This is a genomic window from Candidatus Protochlamydia amoebophila UWE25 (genome assembly GCF_000011565.2).
GTDB lineage: Bacteria > Chlamydiota > Chlamydiia > Chlamydiales > Parachlamydiaceae > Protochlamydia > Protochlamydia amoebophila.
Window position 1 is genome coordinate 1,975,997 of record NC_005861.2, and the last position, 23,187, is coordinate 1,999,183.

Annotated in this window: 11 protein-coding genes and 1 pseudogene; 7 read left to right on the plus strand and 5 right to left on the minus strand. The window is 34.4% G+C overall.

Going from position 1 to position 23,187, the window contains the following annotated elements:
- Positions 1 to 11 precede the first annotated feature (11 nt).
- Together PC_RS10670 and PC_RS07820 are read left to right on the plus strand one after the other, a co-directional pair.
- Positions 12 to 1,388 carry a diadenylate cyclase gene (locus PC_RS10670; RefSeq protein WP_079890442.1) on the plus strand — a complete coding sequence of 459 codons (1,377 nt, stop codon included), beginning with the start codon at positions 12 to 14 and terminating at the stop codon, positions 1,386 to 1,388.
- Positions 1,378 to 2,100: an RsmE family RNA methyltransferase gene (locus PC_RS07820; RefSeq protein ID WP_011176180.1), complete on the plus strand. Its 723-nt coding sequence runs from the start codon at positions 1,378 to 1,380 to the stop codon at positions 2,098 to 2,100. Before PC_RS10670 ends, PC_RS07820 begins: the two co-directional genes overlap by 11 nt.
- Here PC_RS07820 and PC_RS07825 read toward each other — a convergent pair.
- Both PC_RS07825 and pyk read right to left on the minus strand, forming a co-directional pair.
- Entirely contained in the window at positions 2,047 to 4,839 is a 2,793-nt protein-coding gene (locus PC_RS07825) for a hypothetical protein (RefSeq protein WP_011176181.1), read from the minus strand. The genes PC_RS07820 and PC_RS07825 overlap by 54 nt on opposite strands.
- Positions 4,836 to 6,632 (minus strand): pyruvate kinase, encoded by a 1,797-nt coding sequence (gene pyk / locus PC_RS07830; protein ID WP_011176182.1) that lies wholly within the window; start codon positions 6,630 to 6,632, stop codon positions 4,836 to 4,838. The genes PC_RS07825 and pyk overlap by 4 nt, the downstream gene beginning before the upstream one ends.
- Before the next feature lie 726 nt (positions 6,633 to 7,358).
- Here pyk and PC_RS07835 point away from each other — a divergent pair.
- Positions 7,359 to 7,811 (plus strand): transposase, encoded by a 453-nt coding sequence (locus tag PC_RS07835; protein ID WP_011176183.1) that lies wholly within the window; start codon positions 7,359 to 7,361, stop codon positions 7,809 to 7,811.
- Positions 7,812 to 8,146: 335 nt separating this feature from the next.
- Here PC_RS07835 and PC_RS07840 read toward each other — a convergent pair whose 3' ends face one another.
- Together PC_RS07840 and PC_RS07845 are read right to left on the minus strand one after the other, a co-directional pair.
- Complete coding sequence (locus PC_RS07840; protein WP_011176184.1) at positions 8,147 to 8,425, minus strand: hypothetical protein; 279 nt, start codon at positions 8,423 to 8,425, stop codon at positions 8,147 to 8,149.
- A 59-nt stretch (positions 8,426 to 8,484) separates the two neighbouring features.
- Positions 8,485 to 13,086 carry a patatin-like phospholipase family protein gene (locus PC_RS07845; protein ID WP_011176185.1) on the minus strand — a complete coding sequence of 1,534 codons (4,602 nt, stop codon included), beginning with the start codon at positions 13,084 to 13,086 and terminating at the stop codon, positions 8,485 to 8,487.
- 118 nt (positions 13,087 to 13,204) lie between these two features.
- Between PC_RS07845 and PC_RS11455 the strand changes: the two are divergent.
- From PC_RS11455 to PC_RS07860, 3 genes and pseudogenes are all read left to right on the plus strand, one after another.
- A pseudogene (locus PC_RS11455) lies at positions 13,205 to 14,106 on the plus strand (IS982 family transposase).
- A gap of 315 nt (positions 14,107 to 14,421) precedes the next feature.
- Complete coding sequence (uvrA, locus tag PC_RS07855; protein ID WP_044045204.1) at positions 14,422 to 20,121, plus strand: excinuclease ABC subunit UvrA; 5,700 nt, start codon at positions 14,422 to 14,424, stop codon at positions 20,119 to 20,121.
- A gap of 184 nt (positions 20,122 to 20,305) precedes the next feature.
- Entirely contained in the window at positions 20,306 to 21,562 is a 1,257-nt protein-coding gene (locus PC_RS07860; protein ID WP_052278688.1) for an MFS transporter, read from the plus strand.
- A 39-nt stretch (positions 21,563 to 21,601) separates the two neighbouring features.
- Here the strand turns inward: PC_RS07860 and PC_RS07865 are convergent, their stop codons facing one another.
- Positions 21,602 to 22,303 carry a hypothetical protein gene (locus tag PC_RS07865; RefSeq protein ID WP_011176189.1) on the minus strand — a complete coding sequence of 234 codons (702 nt, stop codon included), beginning with the start codon at positions 22,301 to 22,303 and terminating at the stop codon, positions 21,602 to 21,604.
- A 469-nt stretch (positions 22,304 to 22,772) separates the two neighbouring features.
- Between PC_RS07865 and PC_RS07870 the strand changes: the two genes are divergently transcribed.
- Positions 22,773 to 23,114: a hypothetical protein gene (locus tag PC_RS07870; RefSeq protein ID WP_011176190.1), complete on the plus strand. Its 342-nt coding sequence runs from the start codon at positions 22,773 to 22,775 to the stop codon at positions 23,112 to 23,114.
- The last annotated feature ends 73 nt before the right edge of the window (positions 23,115 to 23,187 follow it).

Below are 23,187 nucleotides of genomic sequence, written 5' to 3' on the forward strand. Positions count from 1 at the left end.
TGGCATAGTGTATGTGGATTTTTCAGCTGTTCATTCCAGGAATAGAGATATTGATCATAGCTTTGTTCGTCTACTATCTTTTGTCTTTTTTTTGGAATACGCGTGCTATGGATGTGCTTTATGGGAGTTTAGCTTTTTTAGCTTTCTTTGCTCTTTCTAAATGGCTAAATTTGCCTGTCTTAGAAAAACTAATGTTTTATGTCGTCAACGTCGCTGTATTAGCTTTATTAATTATCTTTCAGCCAGAAATTCGACTTTCTTTATCTAAACTCAGTTTAAAAACTAAAAAATATCGCGAAGTGACAGAGTTCGATAAATTTCTTGAAAGCATCTCTCAATCTATCTACCGCTTATCAGAAAGGCGTATAGGAGCCCTTGTCGTTCTTGAAAATCAAGATTCTTTAGAAGACTTAGCCATCAAAGCAGTATTAATTAATGCGCAATTCTCCCCTGAGTTATTAGAATCTATTTTTATTACCACAACACCTTTGCATGATGGAGCTGTCCTTGTTCGAGGAACGACGATTTTATCTGCAGCAACTATTCTAATTACCATCCATCGACCAATTGGTGAAGTTCCAAAAGGATACGAGTTTTTAGATAGTTGGCCTATCGTTTTAATGCAAACTGTCAGCGGTCCTCAAGATCAAGTCCTTAATCTGAAAAATCAAGGGCTTGAGCTTACTTTTGATTTCAATGAAATTTCAAAAGAGCAATTAGATGCTTTACAATCGACAAGTCCATACGACGATGAAATTAACTTTTACATTCCAGATGCTTGGAAAAAAGTATCTATTCCTTTTTTAGCAAGAGGCCCTGTTGCTTTAAATGACCCTGAATCAAAATTTCTTCATTTAAGCTTTTTGAAACAGCAGTTAATTCCTTTGAAAAATGACCTTCCCTTACACGTATATTATCCTCTTAAGTATAGCGATGAAATCAATCCTAATACTTATGCTTTAGCAATTAATGATTATGTTCATATGAAGAACCATATTCCTATTTTAAAGCTCCCCTTACTCGCCAGTAATGTCAGTAAACTTTTTGTTGAAATTGTCAAAGATAATTTAGAAATTGAAATTGTAACAGCCCCAAAAACAGAGCGTCGTAAACTCGAATGGGGAATTGGCTTTATTGATGACTCTCACTTAGAGGATACTTACGCAGCTTTTTTACTTAGCAATACCAAATCAAATAATGGGTATTCTCAATCGAAAGTTCAAGAAAGGGAAAAATATTTCAGGCAAAGATTCCGCAATTACATGCAACGTTTAACTCTTTATTTAAATTCGAATCAAAAATTGGAATTAGAAAGCTCTTTGAAAGATCAAGAAATTCGAATTAAGATTCCGGCCTTATCTCAAGGAGTTCCAACTAATGCCAGCTGAGCGTTTTTTTACCTCTGAGGAAATATCTTTGCATCAACATGTGCTATTAAAAGATAATGAATTTCACCATCTTGCGCACGTGATGAGGGCAAAAAAAGGTGAGCGTGTTGAACTCGTGAATGGTAAAAGCATTTTAGCCCAGGCTACTGTTTTAGACATCCATAAAGGCCAAGCAGTCTTACTAATAGATCACATAAAAACTGAACGAATGGATTCTTCACGCTTAATATTAGCTCAAGCTTATGTCAAACCTGATCGCTTAGCCTTTATTTTGGAGAAAGGAACAGAGCTAGGCGTCGATGAGTTTTGGCTTTTTCCTGGTCAACTAAGTTCCCAAAAAGAAATTTATCCTCACCAACAAGAACGCGCCCAATCTCTAATCATCGCCGCTATGAAACAATGTGGTCGTTTAACTCTTCCTAAAATTCTTTTTAAGCCGGCTTTAAATCAATGGGATAGTATTTTTTCACAGGCTTTTTTTGGCGATTTAGATCCTCATGCCCCCTTTCTTGCTGCTGCAAATGAAGGGTCCTCTTATCCTATTATTTTTTTTACAGGCCCTGAAAGTGGTTGGAGTGATGCAGAACGGCAGCAGTTAAAAAAAATGGGTGTGCAAGGAGTCAGGTTACATACTAACATTCTGCGCACTGATACAGCTTCAATTGCTGCTTTGAGTATTATTCAACAATGGAAATTCATTCCGTTTAAGTAAACCTAATAGTTCTTTTCTTTTTTTTGCATGATTAGCTTGGATAATGATTTCTCTTTTGAGCAAAGCTCCACCATAGACATATCTATATTTATTTGGTAATCGTGAATAATATTTAGATAGCATTGGTTTAAAAATTTTTTCGAGATCTTTTTGAATCTCTTCAATAATTTGCATATCCACAGCTTCTTTACTTGTATTATAGGGATTAATAGGTTTATCTAAATTCGCATTTTTATCCTCGACAGTTTTTCGAATCCACATTCGAAGAATAAATAAAAGATCTTCTCCTGCTAAAACATTTTCTGAGCTACTTTCAATCATTTTTTCTTCTAGGCTGATTAAAAATGTCGAAGAATCTGTCAAAGTCGTAAATTTTCGGGAACTATGAGTTAATGGTTGTTCGTTTAAATCATTTGTTAAAGGTATTTGTAATGATCTAGCCCTTAAAAATTCCTTATTCGTAGGTAAATCTTCAGCTAACGCTTGATGACTATTTAGTCGAACCCATGTTAGATCTGAAGCAAACGATTTAGTAAAATAATTGCTAATTTGCTCAAGAAAAAAATGCTCTTTGCAAAATTTTTGTTGAAAATTTTTATCAGAAGCTTCGATCAACCATGACATTGTAGAAGTATTTAAAAATTGTTTTTCATAATTTTTGAGTAAATTTGATATTTGGGGTGATTTTAAAATTTTTTTTTGCAAAAGATACACTTGACTTTGAATGTATTCCATAAATTCGTAATCAGAGAAAAATCCGGGATAGAGGCAATACTGCTCTTGTTCAGAGAGCAAACAGTATTTACTTAAATAGTTAACAATCTTTAACCTATAAAAATTTAATATATAAGTCCTAACTAACATCATGGCGTGAAAAGCTAATTCTTGAGTCCATCCTTTCCTAAATTTAATATTTAATATTCGTTCAATATCTGAAAAAAAGCTTTCGTTTAAAATGTCTAAGTTAAATGAAAAATGATCGAAACTAAGCCGTACGAGTTCGTCAATTAAATGTTTTTCATCTATTACATTTAAAATTTTAGTTTGATTCTTTTTAAAAATTTTTTCCACAAAACTTCTAGAACTATTTTGCTTTCGATATAAATTTTTTAGTTTAAAAATCTTCGAGGGTTTAAGTGTGGGCATCAATTGACTAATTTCAAATTCTAATTCCAAAAAACTTATCGAATATTTTCGATAATCATTTATTTCTCTTCGTTTTCGAATATAGGCACAAATCAGAAAAACCTGATCGCTCTTACTTAAGCTCGGATTTAAATCAGCGCATTTTAAACTCTTTTTTAAATCATCTAAAAAAAAGTCTGGCTGTAAAAAAATTAAATCAAAAGGTTTAAAGAAAAAGGGTTGTAATTTTTTACTGATATATTGAAGGAGGAATTCTTCTTTAAGAGAAAATTGCTTTTGAAACAAACGACACGCGATAGAAATAACTTTTTTCTCAATGTACTGTTCATCTAATAAAAATTTCTGTGCTTCAGGCAGCTTTAATTCAAGAAGGTCCTTCTCAAAGACTTTTTCGAGAATGGATTTAATAGGGAAAATAAAATCTTTTATTTTCTCCAAGTCTTGCATAAATACCGGATGAAACAATCTACGTTGTCGAATAGTAATTGGCAAAAAAGTCTTGGAATACAGATCGATAAAAAATTCCATAGATAATTGCGTCACTTGTTGGACAGCATAAACTGTGAATTCTTGCGTATTCTCTTTCTTTAATTCTTTTTGAAAAGCCTGTATAATTCTTTCTGTACAATGATCTAAATGAAAAGGTGTTGGTTGACTTGCAAAATCTTGGAAAATAGATTCTAAATGTTTTTTTAAAAATAGTTTTGGACTAGGCGATACCCTTGCTGCAAAACTTTCTAAAATAGCTGATTGGTATTGATGAGCATAGGGATATATTTTTTCGTATGTTTCTTCTTCGAAAAGTGGTTTGATAAGTTTTTGTTGAACTAACTTTGAAGAAAGTTTTAATGGAAATTGTTCAAAAAACATTAACCGAACAACAAGATCGTCAATTAAACTTATCAATTCAATTTTAAATTCCGATTCTTGCACAGCATAAATTAATTCGTCCAATTGATCTGGATTAGCTTCCAAATAAATGCTTAAAGCTCTTTGATAATCGCAGACAAAGAGCTCTTTTTTGAAAGCAGTAACCACTTTAACAAAAGCATCTTTATCAAAAAATTTCAACATTTGATAAATTTGATCAAGCAAGCTTTCATGCTGCAAATCTAACGACTTTTCGCTTAATAATTTAATAAATTTCTCAGGATTATTTCTTAGCGCACATAATTCAAGTTGATCAAAAAATGCTAAAGAGTTTTCTGACTCCAAATTTGGATCTATCTGGCTAACAGAAAGGATGGAGCTCAATAAATTAAGAGCATAATGCTGCGATATTTCTTCAAGTTGGCGAATTTGTTTTTTTTGACGTGTTTTTAAATCTTCCAAAATTGATTGAGGCAAATGCCCTAAAGCATAAAACTGCAGGACATTATTTAAATCTGTTTGCAAAGAGACTGAATGAGATAAGCCAATGCCTGTTCGATGTATATCATTATAAGTTCCAAATTCTAAAAATTTTTGTATAATAGGAATAAATTTTCGATGAAAAACAAAAGTTTGTTGGTTGCTGTTTACAACATAATTTTGATAGTAAAATGGCGAAATATAAGAAAATAGATGAAAAGGGAATGCTTGGACAGCACTCATGAAAATTCTCCACTCGCCAACAATTGGTCCAAAACAACTCCTTTGTAAACAAGGGCTTTTTCAGGATCGAGAGTAACAAGCTGTCCTTCTTTTAAAATTTGACATGCCGCATCAGCTCGAAGAAGAATAGGCTTACCTAAACTCAGAGCAATCTTCTTCGCGTATTTTTCAGACGCAAAATCATTGATATGGTTCTGTAAAATAATAGCAGAAGCTTCCTTCATTAAAGATAAATAACTCTCATCGCATTTGGCAATCACAAGTACCTGATCTTTGACCGCATAAGGAGCTTTAGACTGAGGAGCAAGAACTATTACTACGTTCCCATGCACACGTATACCATATCCAGAGTGCCCTCTTACCAAAACATCTCCAATATTTTCAACGATCATCATATTGGTCGTTCCTGAAAATCCAAAAGGAGTTCCTGCAGTAATCACAACCAAATCTCCATAGCTGACGTGTTGACTTCCAAGGGCGAAATCACTGATTTTTTTTAAACTTTTATCTAAAGAGTTACAAGGTTCACTTAAAAAAGGAATAACTCCCCAATTAAATGCCAACTGATGAAAAATTTTTTCTTTTGCTGTCATCGCAATAATAGGCATTTTAGGCCTAAGTCTTGATAAAAGTCGTGCCGTTGTTCCTGCTTTAGTAAAAGCAAAAATAGCTTTAGCGCTAGAACTGTAAGCTGTTTTTACAGTAGCTAAAGTCACAGCAGAGGGAACATCATGATAAACTAAAGGGGCATGTTGATCAAAAAAAGTACTGTAGTTGAAATCAGCTTCAGCCTCTTCTACGATACTTCGCATCACATTAACCGTCTCAACAGGATAACGACCAATTGCTGTTTCTCCTGAAAGCATGATAGCAGATGTACTATCATAAATCGCATTTGCTACATCAGATGTTTCTGCACGAGTTGGTCTAGGATTATTGATCATTGATTCTAACATCTGCGTTGCTGTCACAACTGGCTTGCCTGCCAAATAACTTTTACGGATCATCATTTTCTGCAATCTAGGAACATGGCTTAAAGGAACTTCAACCCCTAAATCTCCTCTTGCTATCATGATTCCGTCTGCTGCTTGGACAATGCTATCAAAATTTTGCACCCCTTCACTATTTTCAATTTTTGCAATAACTAGAATATCAGTTTTTTTTTCATCAGCTAATAAACGCTTAATCTCCAAGACATGTTCTGCAGAACGAACAAAGGAAGCAGCAATCAAGTCAATATCCTGGCTACATCCAAAACGAATATCGTCAATGTCTTTTTCGGTGACAGCAGGCAAATTTAGGCTTGTATTGGGAATATTAACTCCTTTACTTGAACGAATCATCCCGCTGTTATTAATTTCAACAAGCACACCTTCGGATGAATTTTCAATCACGCGTGAGGCAATATACCCATCATCAAATAAAATTGTTGTCCCAACAGGAAGTTGATCTAAAATATTGAGAGGAAAAATAGAAACCTGACTTTCATCTCCTAAAACCTCCTTTTTCACTAACCGCCATTTTTGACCTACCGTTAAAAAAATTTGTCCATCTCGAATTTTTCCTAGCCGTATTTCTGGCCCTTTTGTATCTAACATGATGGCTAAAGGTAAGTTAAGTTGACATCTCGCTTCTTTTAAAAGATTAATTGTCCTTAAATGTTCTTCTTGAGTTCCATGACTAAAATTCAACCTTGCAACGTTCATTCCTACGTTTATTAACTCAATAATTTTCTCTAAGGAATTGCAAGCAGGTCCTATTGTACAAACAATTTTTGTTCTAATTAATGCCATATTTTTCCTGAGTTTCTATTTGAACGTGCTTTGATTTAATTTAATCACTAGGGACTATTTTGACAAATGTAACTTAATTATTGCTAAAACTTTAAAAGTCTTCTTTTCCTTCTATTTTATTTTCGACAAAAATATCATTTAGAATCATGCTATTTAATTATGAATGATATAAAATTTTTTTACTAAAATATAAAATATAGGTAAATTTTTGATTTTCATTAACAAAAAAATTTTGTTAAAAATATAAAAAAGGGCTTGGAAGTTGTCCCGTTGCGTTTATTTCTAACTAAGTTAACATATAAAATGATCTTCAAATAGAAAACCTTGAAATGTGCGAATGAAACACTTCAAATTAATTTATTAACATATTTCCAGCTTTCCATTTTTTTAATAAAATCTTCTAAAAAAGTTTTACGATCAATATTCAGTCATACTTTATGATTATTTTCTACTGGTTTAAAATTCCTTTTTCATTAAAAGATTTTTTATCAATATATCAATACTTGTCACTCTTTTCTCAAACCATGATCCTTATCACTTAAATCTAAAGGTTGCCAATTGACAAACAAGCCGTTTTAGACGCTAGTATACACGATATTCTGTCAAGACGGGTGCTATTTTATCAGATGTGCAGCTTGAATCCCCTGAACTTTTGATACATCTTTTGAAACTAAATTTCTTGTTTTTTCTAAAAAATAGAAAATAGGCTACTAAAAAATCGTTTTTATGTGGATGGAAATAGAATCAAACTATACGTTTAATAGACCTTTGGCTAGCTCCCTTTCAGGGAAACCTATACTCAGTGCAGCATCAAGAAAGCGTTATCAAAGAGAAAGATTTCTTGCTGTAAAAGTTGGTTCTGATACCATGGTTCCGTTTTATTCCCAAGGGACATTCAATACGGATTTGTTTAATCTATGGCTAGAACAATTTTTAATTCCAGAATTAAGACCTAGCCAAGCTGGGATTTTGGACAATGCAACATTTCATCAATCTCAAAAAACAAAAGATTTAATTCAATCCGCTGGGTATCAAGTGCTTTTCTTGATGCCCTATTCACCCGACTTAAATCCAATAGAATTATTCTGGGCTAATTTAAAAAGAACGATTAGCGAAAATTTAAAAAAATTTACTTCCTTATCTGAAGCGATCGATTATTCATTTTTAGCATACTCATAACAAAAAATATAATTTTTAATTTAACCCCCTCTTTATTAACGATTTTTTAAACACTTTCAAGTTGTGTTAATATTCAAAATAATGCGAGAGAAACATTTTTGTAAAAATCAATGAAATTTTTATAAGTTAAACCCTTTAACATCACTCTATGTTTAAGACTATTGTTTCTTGTATTACTAAATCAGTACTTTAGGTTAACTAGAGGTACTGAATTTGTTCCTATTTTGTTGAAAATTTTAGGAACGATAATCTTTGAACATCTTTTTTATTTCTTCTTTTAGTTACTTTTGCAAGATTTTCTAAAAATTGGGAGCTTGAGGATCCGAAAGATTACACTAACTTTGATGATTTAAAAGATGTTCTACGATAGGTACATAACCATCGATTACAGTTTGATATAAAGATGTAAATCTATTTAAAACTTTTACACAGAGATCTAGTTTATTATAGGAAATTAAAACCTTGACCATTTTAACATTCCCCATAACTCCACAGATAATCTGATCGCTATTAGGACCAATCATTAAAACTTTTTGGTTGGCTTGAGCTGTTAGATTTTCTAAGGCAGGAGGCATACAAGGTAATTTTGTAGAAAGCTGATTTCCAGATTCCAAGGAACTTATCTGCTTGCATGCCTATTTTCTTCTAAGATTAAAAATTGTCAATAGTTTTATTATGGTGTCACCTTCGTATTTTCTGTTGAATTCGTAGAATCATCATAGATGCAGTTTTTTTCTTGGATAATCGAATTAATTTTTTTGCGCAGAGCTTTTATGTAGAACTCAGTTCCATACAAATTTTCGTTTATATTTATTGCTTCTCGATACGCTTCAATAGCTGCATCGCGATCATTTTGATCCAGACATATATCCCCAAGTATTTCATATGTTGCCGCAGCGGACGGTTGATGGTTAAAACGATTTCCACAAACTCTTTTTTTCATCTTAATTGCCTCTATCAATTGCTCTCTTGCTGATACTTTATCTCCTTGCTTCCATAAAATGATCCCCTTTTCTCTCAACACACGTGATGAATCAAAATGCTCTTTTTCACCCACATCCTTTGCAACATCTATAAATTTTGCATTTGCTTCGTCGAGTAGATCATTCGCCTCACCTAATTTGCCAAGGCGAATTAAATTTTGGGCTTGATAAAATTTCGAAATACCGATTTGATACGTGGAACTACATCTATCTTTATTTTGTTCAAGTTGCTCATAATGTGTAGGGACTTGATCGTTTTCATAGTGAGTTTCTGCATTTTTAAAATGTTTTAAAGCTTCGGTATAGAAAACCTGACTATCTTCTACAGTTTGGGCTAAATGCGCGCGCTTTATTGATAGTACGCCCCTATAAAAATCCAACCTGCCTCGAATTGCCCTATGCAGCAAATGCACATCTGCAAGATTCACCGCTTTGTTAAGATAGACCTCAGCTTCATCAGGATTTCTAACCGTATCTAGGAAATAGCGCACAACAGTCAAAAGTAACTGCATGGCAGCCTTAGGATCATCTGTAAGAAAAGCATCGAAATCTAAAACAGACAGACAGTGAGGTAACATTTTTTTAAAAGGTTCAACTGTTTCTCGATGTGCAGGATTATAATCTTTTACATGACGATAGGAGTTTAAAGCTGTAAGTATTTTTCTAGGAATTTTTCTAGGAAAAGGTTGAGTTTGCATCTTTTGCAGAACCTCTTGCCATAATTTATGTAAGGAAAAAGTTTCCTGATTGAAACGGGTCAATTCGTAAATATTTAAAGATTTTAAAATGTTGTAAACATACCTTTCTCTATCCCTGATGCTTTTTTTCTTTTCTTTCAATAAAGCATCGAGAAAATCTACAGGAATATTGTCTGGACTCAAATAAGCACAAGCCTGAAGACAATCAACGGCGTAAGGTTCTTCTTGTCGCAAATCTTCTAAAGTAATTGAATATGTCGCTGCTAAACTTACATGACGCTTATCAGGATCACTCATATCTAGAGGGGATTGCTCCTGAATTTGTTTTTTTGTTTTATATCTTTTCACATAATCTGCTATATCGAGTCCTGCCCTTGAAGCGATATAGTGAGCTGCACAATTTAATACTAAGGGAGAATAGTCGAGTTCTCTCGCTAGCTCTTCCATCTTTGGCGACCTTTTCTCATCTATAACTTTTTGGAGAAGATTCAATGCCTCTTCTTTATCAAAATGGCCTATTAGTAATCCCTTTTTAGAAGGGTTATGTTCTGGGCGAGTAATGATTAACATAGATCCACCTTTGCTAGGCAGTTGCTGAGGCAATTCTTTTGTGTTATCTAAGATGAGTAACCAGGGTTTACCAAAGTTATGTTTCTCAAGATGCAGCTTGATTTTTCCTTTTACTTCGTCAAGTGAAATCTCTTCTATCGGTTTATTAAATGGAATTTTTAAGACCCCGGCTAACTCTCGGTATCCCAGGTTTTGTGTTTCCCGTGTTGCTTCATCGATCCACCAGATTAAGGAATAATCTTCAAGATGAAGGTAGGCGTAAGCAATCGCAATTTCTGATTTACCGACCCCTCCATGCCCATAAAGAATTTGTTGTCCGCATTTATTCGGCTGGAGAAGGCTTTCCAACTTTTGCATAATTTTAGGGCGATCAATAAACGAAGGATGAGGTTCTATCAAATTGAAAAAGCCCTTGCGTTTTTTTTCCATTAGCTCAATAGGATTATAATGAAGAGGGCTTATTCCAATTTGGTTTGTTTTAGAGTTTGCTAAAAACTGACGTGCGGCAATTTCTCCTGATTCCAAAAGCTCTGCTTTTTTGTGCGGTGGTAGATCAAAATCCAATAATCCAACGCCTCGATTATCGATATTAATGTTTCGCAGATCTTGTTTTCCTTTATTTCTAAGAATATTTTCCGCTGAAGTATACACATTAATCAATTCTATAATAATCTCGTTAACAGTCGAAGGTTCTTTTTCTTCCGTATCTTCTTCTTTAGGCGAGTAGAGGTTTAATCCCCATGTAAACGGATTTAGCCAGTGATCATTTTCATTTTCCTCAGAGACGAGATCCCTTTTATATTTTTTCTTATCAAATATCCCAATGGGGTAGTTCATCAAAATTCCCCCATCCACATAAGTTCCGAGACTTTCATCCTGAATCCGCATTCCATTTACTTTTTTGCAAAGCGTGTGAGGTGAAAAAACTATAGGGATGGACATAGAGGCTCGCACAGCATCGGAAATGATAATGTCATCACAATTAGGGTCTTCCGAACTAAATATCCTCACCCCATGTTGTGGACCAAGCTTAGCTGCAACAATGTAAAGATGTTTAAAAGGGGAATTTTTTTCTGTTTTAATTAATTCGCGGAGTTCTCCAAAGGTGAGATGGTTTATTTTCGTTCCTTGATGTTTTTCAACTTTTTCAGTAAGTTTTTTTTCTATTAATTCACGCAAATACTCTCCCTTACAAAGGCCTCCGGATGCGTATCTTTCCTTTAAAATCTTTTTTTGATCACACGGAATCCCCCACCAATCCACCCAGTTAAAAATGAGATTGAAGGCAATCTTGAATTTGCTATTAGACACTCCTTTTTTTTGAATAAGTCCTACTTCTTCTTTAGCATCTAAAAGCACTTTTTTTAATTTTTCAATATCGAGTCTTAAATCGTCGGGATAGTCAAGAATCTTATTTAAGTCGATTTCATCTAAAATATCCCTTATTTCAGAACTTGTATAGCCTACAGAAATTAATGATGCAAAAATTGCTCCGGAAGAGGTTCCAGCAATCCTTTCTAGATTTTTTAAAGCTTCGTGTTCTTCCAATTTTTTTAAAACCGCAATATAAGCAATTCCCTTAGGTCCTCCTCCTTTAATGACAAGATTTTTCGGAGGCTGCGTTTTAGGATCCCATGATTCGCCTACAACATTTTTTTGAATAAAATTTTCTATTTCCTTATTATTGAGATCAATAGCGAGTTGTAAAGCATTTTGTCCCGAGTTGTTTTCGACATCTTGGCATCCTAATTTTAATAAAAATTCAAATGACCCTTCTTTCTTTCCCTTCACACACCAATGTAAAGGTGTATTTGATTCTAGATCTCGTGTATCGAGTTCCGCCCCAGCCTCGTAGAGAATTTTAATTGCAGCCTCGTCTCCCAAATAAGCAGCCAGACTTAGAGATGTTCTTCCTTTCGCGTCTTTTTCCTCAATCAGGGTTTTAGTTCTATAATCCTTTAAAAGATGAGAAAGCATTCCACTATTACTTGACCAAACCGCTAAGTGAAGAAGATTTCCTTCTTCTTCAAATTTCGATTTTATTCCCTCCTCGGTCAACAATAAATCAAAACATCCTTTGGCGCTGTGGCGAACACATAATTCAAGTGGACTAAGAGAATGAGATTTATACTCGAGAGGTAATTGAAGGTTAGCCCCTTTTTTCATTAAAATTTGCAAAATTTCTTTTTGATCCGATTGGATTGCTATGTGGAGCGGAGTCTCCCCTAAAGAATTTTTTTCTTCAGGAGTAAAACAGCCATAAAGTAGGGAAAAGATAACCGCATTGCCCTCCATAGCTGCTAAGTGAAGAGGGGTATTTGCATTATAATCCTTTTTTTTGAGACCGATTTTTAATTCTATCAAATTTTTCACAATTTCTTCATTATGGCATCCAATTGCATGCATAAGTAGTGTATCGCCACAAGAATCTATTAACAAAGAAAGCTGTTTAGCAATCGGTTTGATCTTATCCCATTCTCCTTTATTACAAGCTTCATAAGCTGCTACAAAACATTGGTTCCTCAAGCGACGAAGTTTTTCCGACGTCTCATGATCCTGTAGTAGAGGTAAATTAAAAACAACAGCTAACTGTTGCAACTGCTCATAGGTAAGCTGATTCTCAGAATCTACAGTTTCGTTTGCTGAAAGAGAGGTCAGCTGATTCTCAGAATCTACAGTGTTGTTTGATAAAAAATTTGATCCCATGCAAGCCAAAAAAAACACTGGTAATGCTAGATCACTATGAAGCTTTCCATGATCATTTGGCATGTGGCATAAAGAACGTATATGCAGCGTCCAGCGAGAATTCTTGTTTGTCGTGAATTTCGCATACGTAAATTTTTTCTGCTTTAAAAGAAGGGTACTTGCTGATGACGAATAGACACGGGAATTTTGTTTACCTAGAAATGATAACCCTCCGCCTTTTCTATCAAAACCTATTTTTAAAGCTGAAATTCTATTAGGAAAACAAGATGTTAAATATTGAGGACGAACTGTTGAAATACCCAGGGAAACATTTGTCATATTTTTCACTTCTTAAATTTTGCATATGGACCAACTTATTTTTTTTGAATTTATATTTTACCATAAAAGAAAGCAATAAAAAATAATTTGATTTTAACGTCTTTGCAAGGGTAAAGAAATAGCTTCTACGGTGACGTCGACATTAGCGGCGATTTCTAGCATCTACGTGCAGAAATGGGATAAACAGTTAATTGACCATGGTAAAACAAAATGAGGGCCTCAACCTGAATGATCGATACCGCAGATGATGACAATTGTTATTTTATTTCATCAATCGAACGATCGGATATATTCAAGCACTTTTATGAATATGTTCTTAAATACTTAGTTAGAGAATTTTCAAACTTATAATGAGTACTAGTCACTTTGTTTATTTAAAAAAGAATCTTTTTGTTCCTTTATTTGCTTAACTTCAAGACAGGAGAAGAGAAATCACAAGAATTGCTTTTATTGATTTTCCATCGATAAATGTTTGCCGCAATAAACGCATTAAAAAAAGTCTTCGAAGGTTTAGTAAAAAGAGAAAAAATAACCTCAGGATGATTTTTTGGGAACAAATTGCACCTAATGACCAATAAGAAAGGTGAAATTTGGCTTTTCAGCTTAACTCTGAAAATGTTGCTGATGCCTCTATTGCCGAGACTTTATCAAAAGGTGTTTTTGGGAAACTATTTGGTGATAAAGGGTATATTCCTAAACAGCTTTCAAATAGGCTTTTGAAACAAGGTCTTGAACGATTGACACCCCTAAGATCGAATAGGAAGCAGAAGCTGATGAATCTGACAGAAAAAAATTTTAGAAAACAAGCTATCATTGAAACGGTATTTAGAAAACAAGCTATCATTGAAACGGTAAATGATCAATTAAAAAATATTTCTTAGTTTGGATAGATACGCCATAGAAATGCCGGAATTTTTTTTAATTAATTTATTAGCTGGGATTGTTGCTTATACTCATCAACTTAAAAAGCCATCTATCAATTTACCAGAACAACTTCGTCTATTGTTATTCGCCGCTTAAAAATCCAAAATTCAGTTTAATAAAAAATTTAAAATCTTTACTTTTATAGTAAATATAAAGCTACCTTATATAATTCTTTCTTAAAAAAATACCAAAAACAAGCATTTTTACATTTATTTCTAAAGTCTGGTATAATTTTGGTTCACCAAACACAAAGAAAAGAGAATAAAAGAATAAAAAAATTTGAAAAGTCTATAGTGACGAAAACTTAGCTCAATCAATTAAAAATTACGAGCATTTTGTTTTTAAGAAATTTCAAAAGATCTCCCTCTTTATCTTACAATGATGAATTTCTAATCTTTTCAGGAATGAATGATGAATCAGGAAAATATTGTCCTCAAAAAAGTGCGTGTTCATAATCTCAAAACAGTGGATCTGACTTTAGAAAAGAATGAGCTCATCGTTTTTACTGGAGTATCGGGTTCAGGAAAATCTTCTTTAGCGTTTGATACCATTTATACTGAAGGGCAAAGGCGTTATGTAGAATCCCTTTCTACATTTGCAAGACGTCAATTAGGAGAATTGTCTAAACCCGATCTTGAACATGCAAGTGGAATTTCTCCTACAATTTCAATTGAACAAAAAACAGCTGGAAAAAACCCTCGATCAACCGTGGGGACGTTAACCGAAATTTACGACTATTTACGAGTTCTTTATGCTCGAATCGGGATCCCTCATTGTCCTGTTAGCGGGGAAGCTGTAACCCCTCAAAGTCGAGAAAGAATTATAAAATCTGTCCAAAATCTTCCCCCCAAAACAAAAATTATTATTTTAGCTCCTTATGCAAAGGCAAAAAAAGCAGAGTTTAAAGAAGATTTTCAAGAGTTAATCCGCAAAGGTTTTATGCGAGCCAGAGTGGACGGACACTTTGTGAATTTAACGGATGAACTGACCTTAGATGGAAATGTGACTCACGATGTCGATGTTGTGATTGATCGATTGACAATTGAAAATAATGCTCTATCACGAATTGCTGATTCGTTAACACAAGCTCTGCAACTTGGACAGGGTGTATGCAGCATATTAGACGCTGAATCAAAAAATGAGCAGCTTTTTTCTATGCATGCCTATTCCCCTCAATCAGGATTATCTTACTCTTCTTTAGAACCCCATGACTTTTCATTTAATAGCCCTTCTGGTATGTGTCCTCGCTGTCAAGGAATGGGAAATATTCATGAATTCAATTTAGATCTCGTTATTGATCCTAACCTCAGCATCGCAAACAATTGTTGCTCTATTGCTAGTCCTTATCAAACAGTTCGTTATGGAAATATTTACGACAATCTAGCTGAACAATATCACTTTAGTGTAAATACACCCTGGAAAAACCTCTCTGCAAGTGCCCGTAAAGTTTATTTATTTGGAACAGAAAAAAAATGGACGCGTATGCATTTTGTTCATCCCATCACGGGAGCTCGCTGGACAGATCATATTCAATGGAAAGGCGTTCTACACGACGCTCACACTCGATTTTCAGAAGCAAAAAGTGAAAATTACCGAAAGAAAATGCAAAAAGTCATGAGCATTCAAATTTGCCCTGAATGTGAAGGAACAAGGCTTAAACCTTACCCAGCTGCGACTTTATTAGGTGGTCAACGAATTAGCAAATTAACCTCAATGACTATTTTTGATTGCTCCGTTTTTTTTGAAAATTTAAAACTTTCACCACAAGACAGTTTAATTGCAGGTGAACTTTTAAAAGAAATTCGACAAAGGCTACAATTTCTATTAGAAGTGGGACTTCATTACCTAACTTTAGAACGGACCGCTCCTACCCTATCTGGAGGAGAAGCTCAACGCGTGCGGCTTGCCTCCCAAATTGGTTGTGGGTTAGTGGGAATTACTTATATTTTAGATGAGCCCTCCATTGGACTTCATCCTCGTGATAACCGAAAATTGATCGATACTTTAAAGCATCTTCGAGACATGGGAAATACTGTTATTGTTGTCGAACACGATGAAGAAACAATATGGGAAGCTGATCGCATTGTCGATTTCGGACCGGGGGCTGGTGTCAAAGGAGGTCGCATTCTTGTAAACGGAGACTTATCAGATCTTTTTAATCAATCTGAATCTATAACAGGAGCTTATCTAACAGGCCGTAAACAAATTGATATTCCAAAAAAACGACGTAAAGCATCCAAAGATTTTTTAGAAATCAAAGGGGCTCAGCATCATAATCTCAAATCAATCGATGTTAAAATTCCTTTAGGTTTATTTGTAGCAGTGACGGGAGTTTCTGGATCCGGCAAATCTTCTTTAATTACCGATATTTTATATCCTGCTTTATCCAATGCACTTCATGGTGGAGAACATGCAGTCGGAAATCACCAAATGATCCAAGGATTAGAAGCCATAGACAAAGTGATCGCTATTGATCAGTCTCCTATTGGACGTAATCCCCGTTCTAATCCAGCTACTTATATTAAACTATTTGATGAAATTCGAGATTTATTTAGCCAACTTCCAGAAAGTCAAGCGCGAGGTTATAAGGCTGGGAGATTTAGTTTTAATGTCAAAGATGGCTCTTGTTCACATTGTGAAGGGATGGGAATGATTAAAATTGACATGGATTTCATGGAAGATGCATGGGATGATTGCCCTCTTTGTAAAACAAAACGATTTGATTCAGAAACTCTTTCAGTTTTATATAAAGGGAAAAATATTCATGATATTTTAGAAATGGATGTGTGCGATGCCTTAGAATTTTTTACAAATATTCCCTCTATTAAACATAAGCTTGAAACATTGAGCCAAGTTGGAATGGATTATATTAAGCTTGGGCAAGCTTCAACAACTCTTTCGGGAGGAGAAGCTCAACGTATCAAATTGGCTAAAGAACTTGTTAGACCAGCGACGGGTAAGACTTTATATATCTTAGATGAGCCTACGACAGGCCTCCATTTTCATGATATCAAACATCTTCTTGAAGTTCTACATGCTTTAGTCGAGAAAGGTAATACTGTTTTAGTGATCGAACACAACATGGATGTTGTCAAAACAGCTGACTGGATTATTGATTTAGGTCCAGAAGGAGGAGCTGGAGGAGGGCAAATTATTGCCACTGGAAATCCAGAAAAAATTGCTAAGATGAAAACTCCCACAGGAATAGCCGTTAATTATGCACTTTATCCTGAGATAGAAAAAAAAATAGCAACTGCTCTCGAGACAAGTAAAAAACGGCGCAAAACCAAAAAGCAAAGAGAGGCTCTCTTAATTAAAGACATCAATGTAATAGGTGCTGAACAAAACAATCTCAAACAAATTTCTGTGACTATCCCCCGTGAAAAAATTACTGTCTGCACAGGCCCTTCCGGATCTGGAAAATCTTCTTTAGCCTTTGAGACCATTTATGCAGAAGGACAAAGGCGTTATATTGAATCTTTATCTCCTTACGCTCGTCAATTTGTCAAACAAATGCCAAAGCCTAAAGTGGGACAGGTAAGTGGTCTTTCGCCTGCTATTGCAATTGAACAAAAAGCTCATGCAGGAAATCCTCGTAGCACTGTTGGGACTTTGACAGAAATTTACGATTACTTACGCATCTTATTTTCAAGGTTGGGAATAGCACATTGCCCCGAAACAGGAGAAGTTATTAAATCCATTAGCAAAGAACTCGTTGTCGAACGTATTCTATCCTATCCCGAAAATCAACGATTACAAATTTTAGCCCCCATAGAATTAAATAAAAACGAGAAATTTGAAGATTTAATTCTTAAATTTAATCGACAAGGTTTTCTACGCATTCGATTAAATGGAGAATTTTACTCTCTGGAACAAGATCAAATAAATCAAATTCCTTTTGATCGAAAACGTAAAAACCAACTTTTCTTGGTCATCGATCGTTTAAAAACAAATTCATCCATCAAAGCTCGCTTATTTGAAGCCATTGAAAATGCGACTTCAATTGGAGATGGAAAAGTTGTTGTAATGAAAGAAGATGAAGATATTCCTTTTAACCTTTCTTTTGCTGTTGAAAGTACAGGTAAATCTTACCCTGAAATTACACCTCATACCTTTGCTTTCAATACTCATGAGGGAATGTGTGTGGATTGCCAAGGACTTGGTTACCAATATGGCGCTAACTTTGCGCGTAACACTGAAATGACATCTTATTCAGTTATTGGATTAATGCGACATCTCTGGCAGCAAGCATTCACTCGTCATGCTTTTGCTTATATGGAACACATTCTCGATGAAGAAGGGATTGATCCTCATGTTCCACTTAATCAACTACCAATCGATAAAATCCAATTTCTAATGCAAGGTTCTTCGGAGGAACGCTGGTATACAAATGCGTCCGGACTTCGTTACCGATGGATAGGAATTGATCAGGTTCTCGCAAAAGCTGGAAAAAACGCAGCATCAGAAAAAAAAGAAGCGATTATTCCCCTTTTACAAGAACAAACATGCATCTCTTGCCAAGGTGCAAGAATCAATCCGCTCGCAAGAAACGTCACCATTCACAATCATTCTATTCATGACATTTGTTCAATGCCAATTGAACAAACTTTAAATTTCATTAAAAAGCTTAAACTTTGCCCACAAGATAAAAAACTTCTAGAAGAAGTTCACACACAACTTATCAATCGTTTAAGTTTTCTTTGTGAAGTAGGACTTCATTATTTATCTCTTGAACGTCGAGCCCCCACATTAAGCGGTGGAGAAGCACAAAGAATTCGATTGGCCCGCCAGTTAGGAAGCGGATTGACGGGTGTTCTGTATGTTCTTGATGAACCAACCATTGGACTCCATCCTCATGATAATGCCAAATTAAATGCAGCATTAAAAAAACTTAAAGATCTTGGAAATACTTTACTCATGGTTGAACATGATCCGTTGACTATTGAAACAGCAGATTATCTTCTCGATTTCGGCCCAGCCTCTGGAGAGCATGGGGGACATGTCACCGCAAGAGGAAGCTTTAAGCAAATTTTAAAAAGTACAACTTCTTTGACTGGAGCTTATCTGTCTGGTAAGAAAAAAATTCCTATTCTCTCCAGAAGACGCTCAATTGATCAGGAACAAATCGTTATTCAACACACAAAGAAAAATAATTTAAAATCTATTAGTGTTGAAATCCCTATAGCTGCTTTGACCTGTTTAACAGGGGTATCTGGTTCAGGTAAGTCTACGTTATTGCACCAAGTTTTGCTTCCCGCTCTTGAAAAAAGACAAAATCACGATATTGTCGAAATCGAAGGAGCCATAGTGTCTGGCTTATCACATTTTGATAAAGTGATTTCGATTGATCAAGATCCTATTGGAACAACAGTTCGTTCAGACGTTTGCACCTACGTCGATGTTTTGACTCGCATTCGTGAGTTTTTTGTCTCTTTGCCAGCTGCTCGAACAAAAGGACTTCAACCCAAAAATTTTAGTTATAATCATCGTAAAGGGATGTGCACAGGCTGCTGGGGACTGGGATATCGACGAGTCGAAATGCATTTTCTTCCTGCAGTTAAAGTAACCTGTGAAGATTGCCAAGGATTAAGGTTAAATCCTATAAGTTTGGAAGTTACTTATGCAGGAAAAAATTTAGGACAATATCTTAATACAACGATCGATGAAGCACGGGTAATTTTTCAAAATCATCCTCGAATTGTCAGAATTTTAGATACACTGATCGCTGTCGGACTTGGCTATTTAAAGCTAGGGCAAGAAACAGCTAGTTTATCGGGAGGAGAAGCACAAAGGTTAAAATTGAGTCGAGAATTAGCTAAAAGATCAACGGGACGTACCTTATATCTCCTCGATGAACCAACAACAGGCTTACACAGTGATGACATCTATAAACTTTTACAAGTTCTGCATCGTTTGGTTGATAAAGGGAATACGATGATTATCATTGAACATCATTTAGACATAATCAAAAATGCTGACTATATTATTGATTTAGGCCCAGAAGCTGGGGAAAAAGGTGGGAAAGTCTTGGGAAAAGGAACGCCCGAACAAATCGCTCAACTCTCTTCTTCCTGGACAGGACATTATTTAAAAAATGTATTATCAATTTGATTCAAGTTACATAAATAATTGAAGTTTAAAGTTTGACTAAAAATTGAAGCAAAATGATATGATCAAATCCAAAATTTTAAGTTAATATTTTTAACAGTTAAAGATTTAGCTCATTAATTAAAAAATTTAATTTCTGACTCATCGAACATTAAAGGATTTAAATCAATGATAAACGCCTATTAAAATGCAAAAAAATTTAGATTATTTAAAAAATACTCAATTTATTTTTATTGCCAGTAAGCTTCTAAATAGCCCTTTAGGAGCGATGTATAATCTTTTGTCTTTTATAATTTGCAAGCAGCTTGATGCAACCCCCTTTCAAATTACTTTACTAATTAGTTCTAAGCCTCTTGTAGCTCTTATTTCTTTTTATAGTTCTGTTTTTATCAAAAACAGGCCTGAACGACTCAAATCATTAATTATCAGTTCCACAATATTGAGTTTTATTCCTTGTTTTGCTTTTCCTTTTGTCACTAATTGTTGGTTTTTTATTTTTGCTTTCGCTCTCTTTATGATGTCAGCGAAAGCCATGCTTCCTGCTTGGGCTGAAATTTTTAAACGAAATATTGGCCCAGAAGGAAGAAGCGCTATTTTTTCTAAGGGATCCACAGTTAATTATCTCGCTAACATCTTTGTTCCTCTATTATTAGCGCCAATTTTAGATTACTATCCCTCAATTTGGACAGAAATATTTTTTATTTTGGCTCTTATTCAACTCGCTCACGTAGTTTTTTTACTTCGTTTAAAAGTCCGTTTAGAAAAGCATGAATCATCATCATTTGCTCCCAATTCTTTCTCTTTTCGATCCGTCATATTTGATCCGTGGAAAAATAGCTGGCAATTAATGAAGCAACGACCTGATTTTCGCAACTACCAAATCGTTTTTTTATTGGGAGGAACGGGTTTAATTCTTTCGCAACCTGTTTTACCTCTTTTTTTTGAGCAAATTCTACACTTATCGTATACTCAACTTATCTTTGCTGTCTCATTATGTAAAGGAATAGGATTTGCTATCACCTCTCCTTTATGGGCTAACGCATTTAATCGCATCTCTATTAATTTATTTAATTTCTTTGTCACGGCATTAGCTGGCCTATTTGCTATTGTTTTAGCTACTATCCAGCAAGAAGTTTTATGGCTTTATTTAGCCTATTTGATTTATGGCATTATGCAAGCGGGAAGTGAGATGAGTTGGCATTTAGCAGGTCCTCAATTTGCCAAACAAGAAGACAGTACATTATACACAAGTGTAAACATAGCTATGATCGGTTTAAGAGGATGTATAGCTCCCTTTATTGGGGAGCTTCTTTTCTGCACAACGAATTTTAGTGTGGTATTTTTCTGTAGTGCAGGGTGTTGCTTAGCTGGAGCTTTTTACTCCTACTGGCTTGAATTTCAAGATCGAAAAGCAGATAATCTTACATTTTCTGCTGTTGAGTAACCAATTTTAAACTCCTTTTAACAACAACTAAAGGCACGATTAGCTAGACAGCCTTTTAGTTTGGGCTTTAATTTCACTCTTTTTCACTTCATTTTTTAAAATTTCTTTTTTAAATATTGCATGTTTGAGGTCTATCGATTTTACTTCTTGTCGGATCAAGTCTTCTTTTTTTCTGCGCTCTTGCTCATTCCTAGTCTCTTGCATATCGCGTAGAAATTTAAGAATTTGCTTACCTGGAATGTTTTTCATCTTATAAATCAAACAATCAATTGTCATGGTTTGATCTTTTTTTGTAGAAATTTTGGCTAAATAGTCGCGGACGAAACTTTTAGTTGTCTCATGCGGCGGAATTTTATGATCTTTTTTTTCATTCTCTAAAGAGTTTTCACTTAAATTTAATGCCTCCATGGCAATAGCGGACATTCTTTCAGAATCATCATCAGATAGCACACAATAACTAAGCTGCTTTCCCTCGATATTTAACTCATTTTGTTTTTTTAAACTTTCTACAATTTGAGAACTTGCGCAAATAAAAGTCTGATCCCCTTTTTCAACAACTGCCACAAAGCGATTGTTTTCAGCCCATTTTTCAATTTTTTCAAGATCTCGAGTTAGATCAATCTTTTTTAATCGATTATTCTTTTTTGAGACGACGAATAAGTTTGCTGCTACCTCTACATTTGTATCATAAAAATTACCATTCACCATGTTTACGACAAAATCAATAGATAGTTCGACCATATATAGCTCCCTCTTATTATTACATTAATAGTAACATTTATTATAAAAAATAAAAAAATTTATGACAACAAATTACACAAATAAAAAAATTATAATTGATAATATTATTTAAATATTTATACTTTTATAGTATAAAATAAATAATGAAAATTTGAGTTGCACATCTTGGCAGGTTTTCAGCTGCCATCTCGCAATAAAATTGAAACAGTAAACGTCACGTGATATTTTAATTCCCACGAACATATACAGTGACTCTTGATCGTACAAGGATAAACCTAGAAATATTAAATATTTCCGAAAACGTTAATTTCATGCATTTTGCGCTAAAACTAGAATTGCTCAAAAATTCTTTGTTTTTAATAAAAACCTATTTTAAACGATTGTTGTACTTTTTCTCATTTTTCTCTCACCTTTAAATACCAATGAGAGTTAAAACTACTTTGAAAACATATGAATAAAAGGATAAAAGATGAAGTTCCCTTATTTATCAAAAAGGCGTGCAGATAATATTTCTAATGGAATTTTCCTAATTTTATTAGGTATTTTATTTTACACTAAAATGTGGTGGCCGAGCATCTTATTTGTTTTGGGTATTACATTTGGTTTAAGGCAATACTTAATGGGCAGACGATTAGATTTTTTTGTGACAGTGGCTTTGGTTGCCGTTTTAGGATTTATTACATTGATTGGAATGGCATTTTCTTTTTTTCTACCTATTTTGCTTATGGGAACAGGGTTTTATCTCGTCTGGCGAGAATACTCCTTTCATAATGGCGTTGTGCATTTAAAAAGAGAGGATTTAAACGATTAATAAAAAGTTTCAATAGGAAAAATAAATGAATAATCGACTGATTCATATTGGTGAAATTCAAAGATAAAATGAA

What these genes read in the sequence shown, in the direction of transcription:
- PC_RS10670 (WP_079890442.1), top strand. Translation starts at nt 12, where the DNA reads ATGTGGATTTTTCAGCTGTTCATTCCAGGAATAGAGATATTGATCATA.
- PC_RS07820 (WP_011176180.1), top strand. Translation starts at nt 1,378, where the DNA reads ATGCCAGCTGAGCGTTTTTTTACCTCTGAGGAAATATCTTTGCATCAA.
- PC_RS07825 (WP_011176181.1), bottom strand. Translation starts at nt 4,839, where the DNA reads ATGAGTGCTGTCCAAGCATTCCCTTTTCATCTATTTTCTTATATTTCG.
- pyk (WP_011176182.1), bottom strand. Translation starts at nt 6,632, where the DNA reads ATGGCATTAATTAGAACAAAAATTGTTTGTACAATAGGACCTGCTTGC.
- PC_RS07835 (WP_011176183.1), top strand. Translation starts at nt 7,359, where the DNA reads ATGTGGATGGAAATAGAATCAAACTATACGTTTAATAGACCTTTGGCT.
- PC_RS07845 (WP_011176185.1), bottom strand. Translation starts at nt 13,086, where the DNA reads ATGACAAATGTTTCCCTGGGTATTTCAACAGTTCGTCCTCAATATTTA.
- uvrA (WP_044045204.1), top strand. Translation starts at nt 14,422, where the DNA reads ATGAATCAGGAAAATATTGTCCTCAAAAAAGTGCGTGTTCATAATCTC.
- PC_RS07860 (WP_052278688.1), top strand. Translation starts at nt 20,306, where the DNA reads ATGCAAAAAAATTTAGATTATTTAAAAAATACTCAATTTATTTTTATT.
- PC_RS07865 (WP_011176189.1), bottom strand. Translation starts at nt 22,303, where the DNA reads ATGGTCGAACTATCTATTGATTTTGTCGTAAACATGGTGAATGGTAAT.
- PC_RS07870 (WP_011176190.1), top strand. Translation starts at nt 22,773, where the DNA reads ATGAAGTTCCCTTATTTATCAAAAAGGCGTGCAGATAATATTTCTAAT.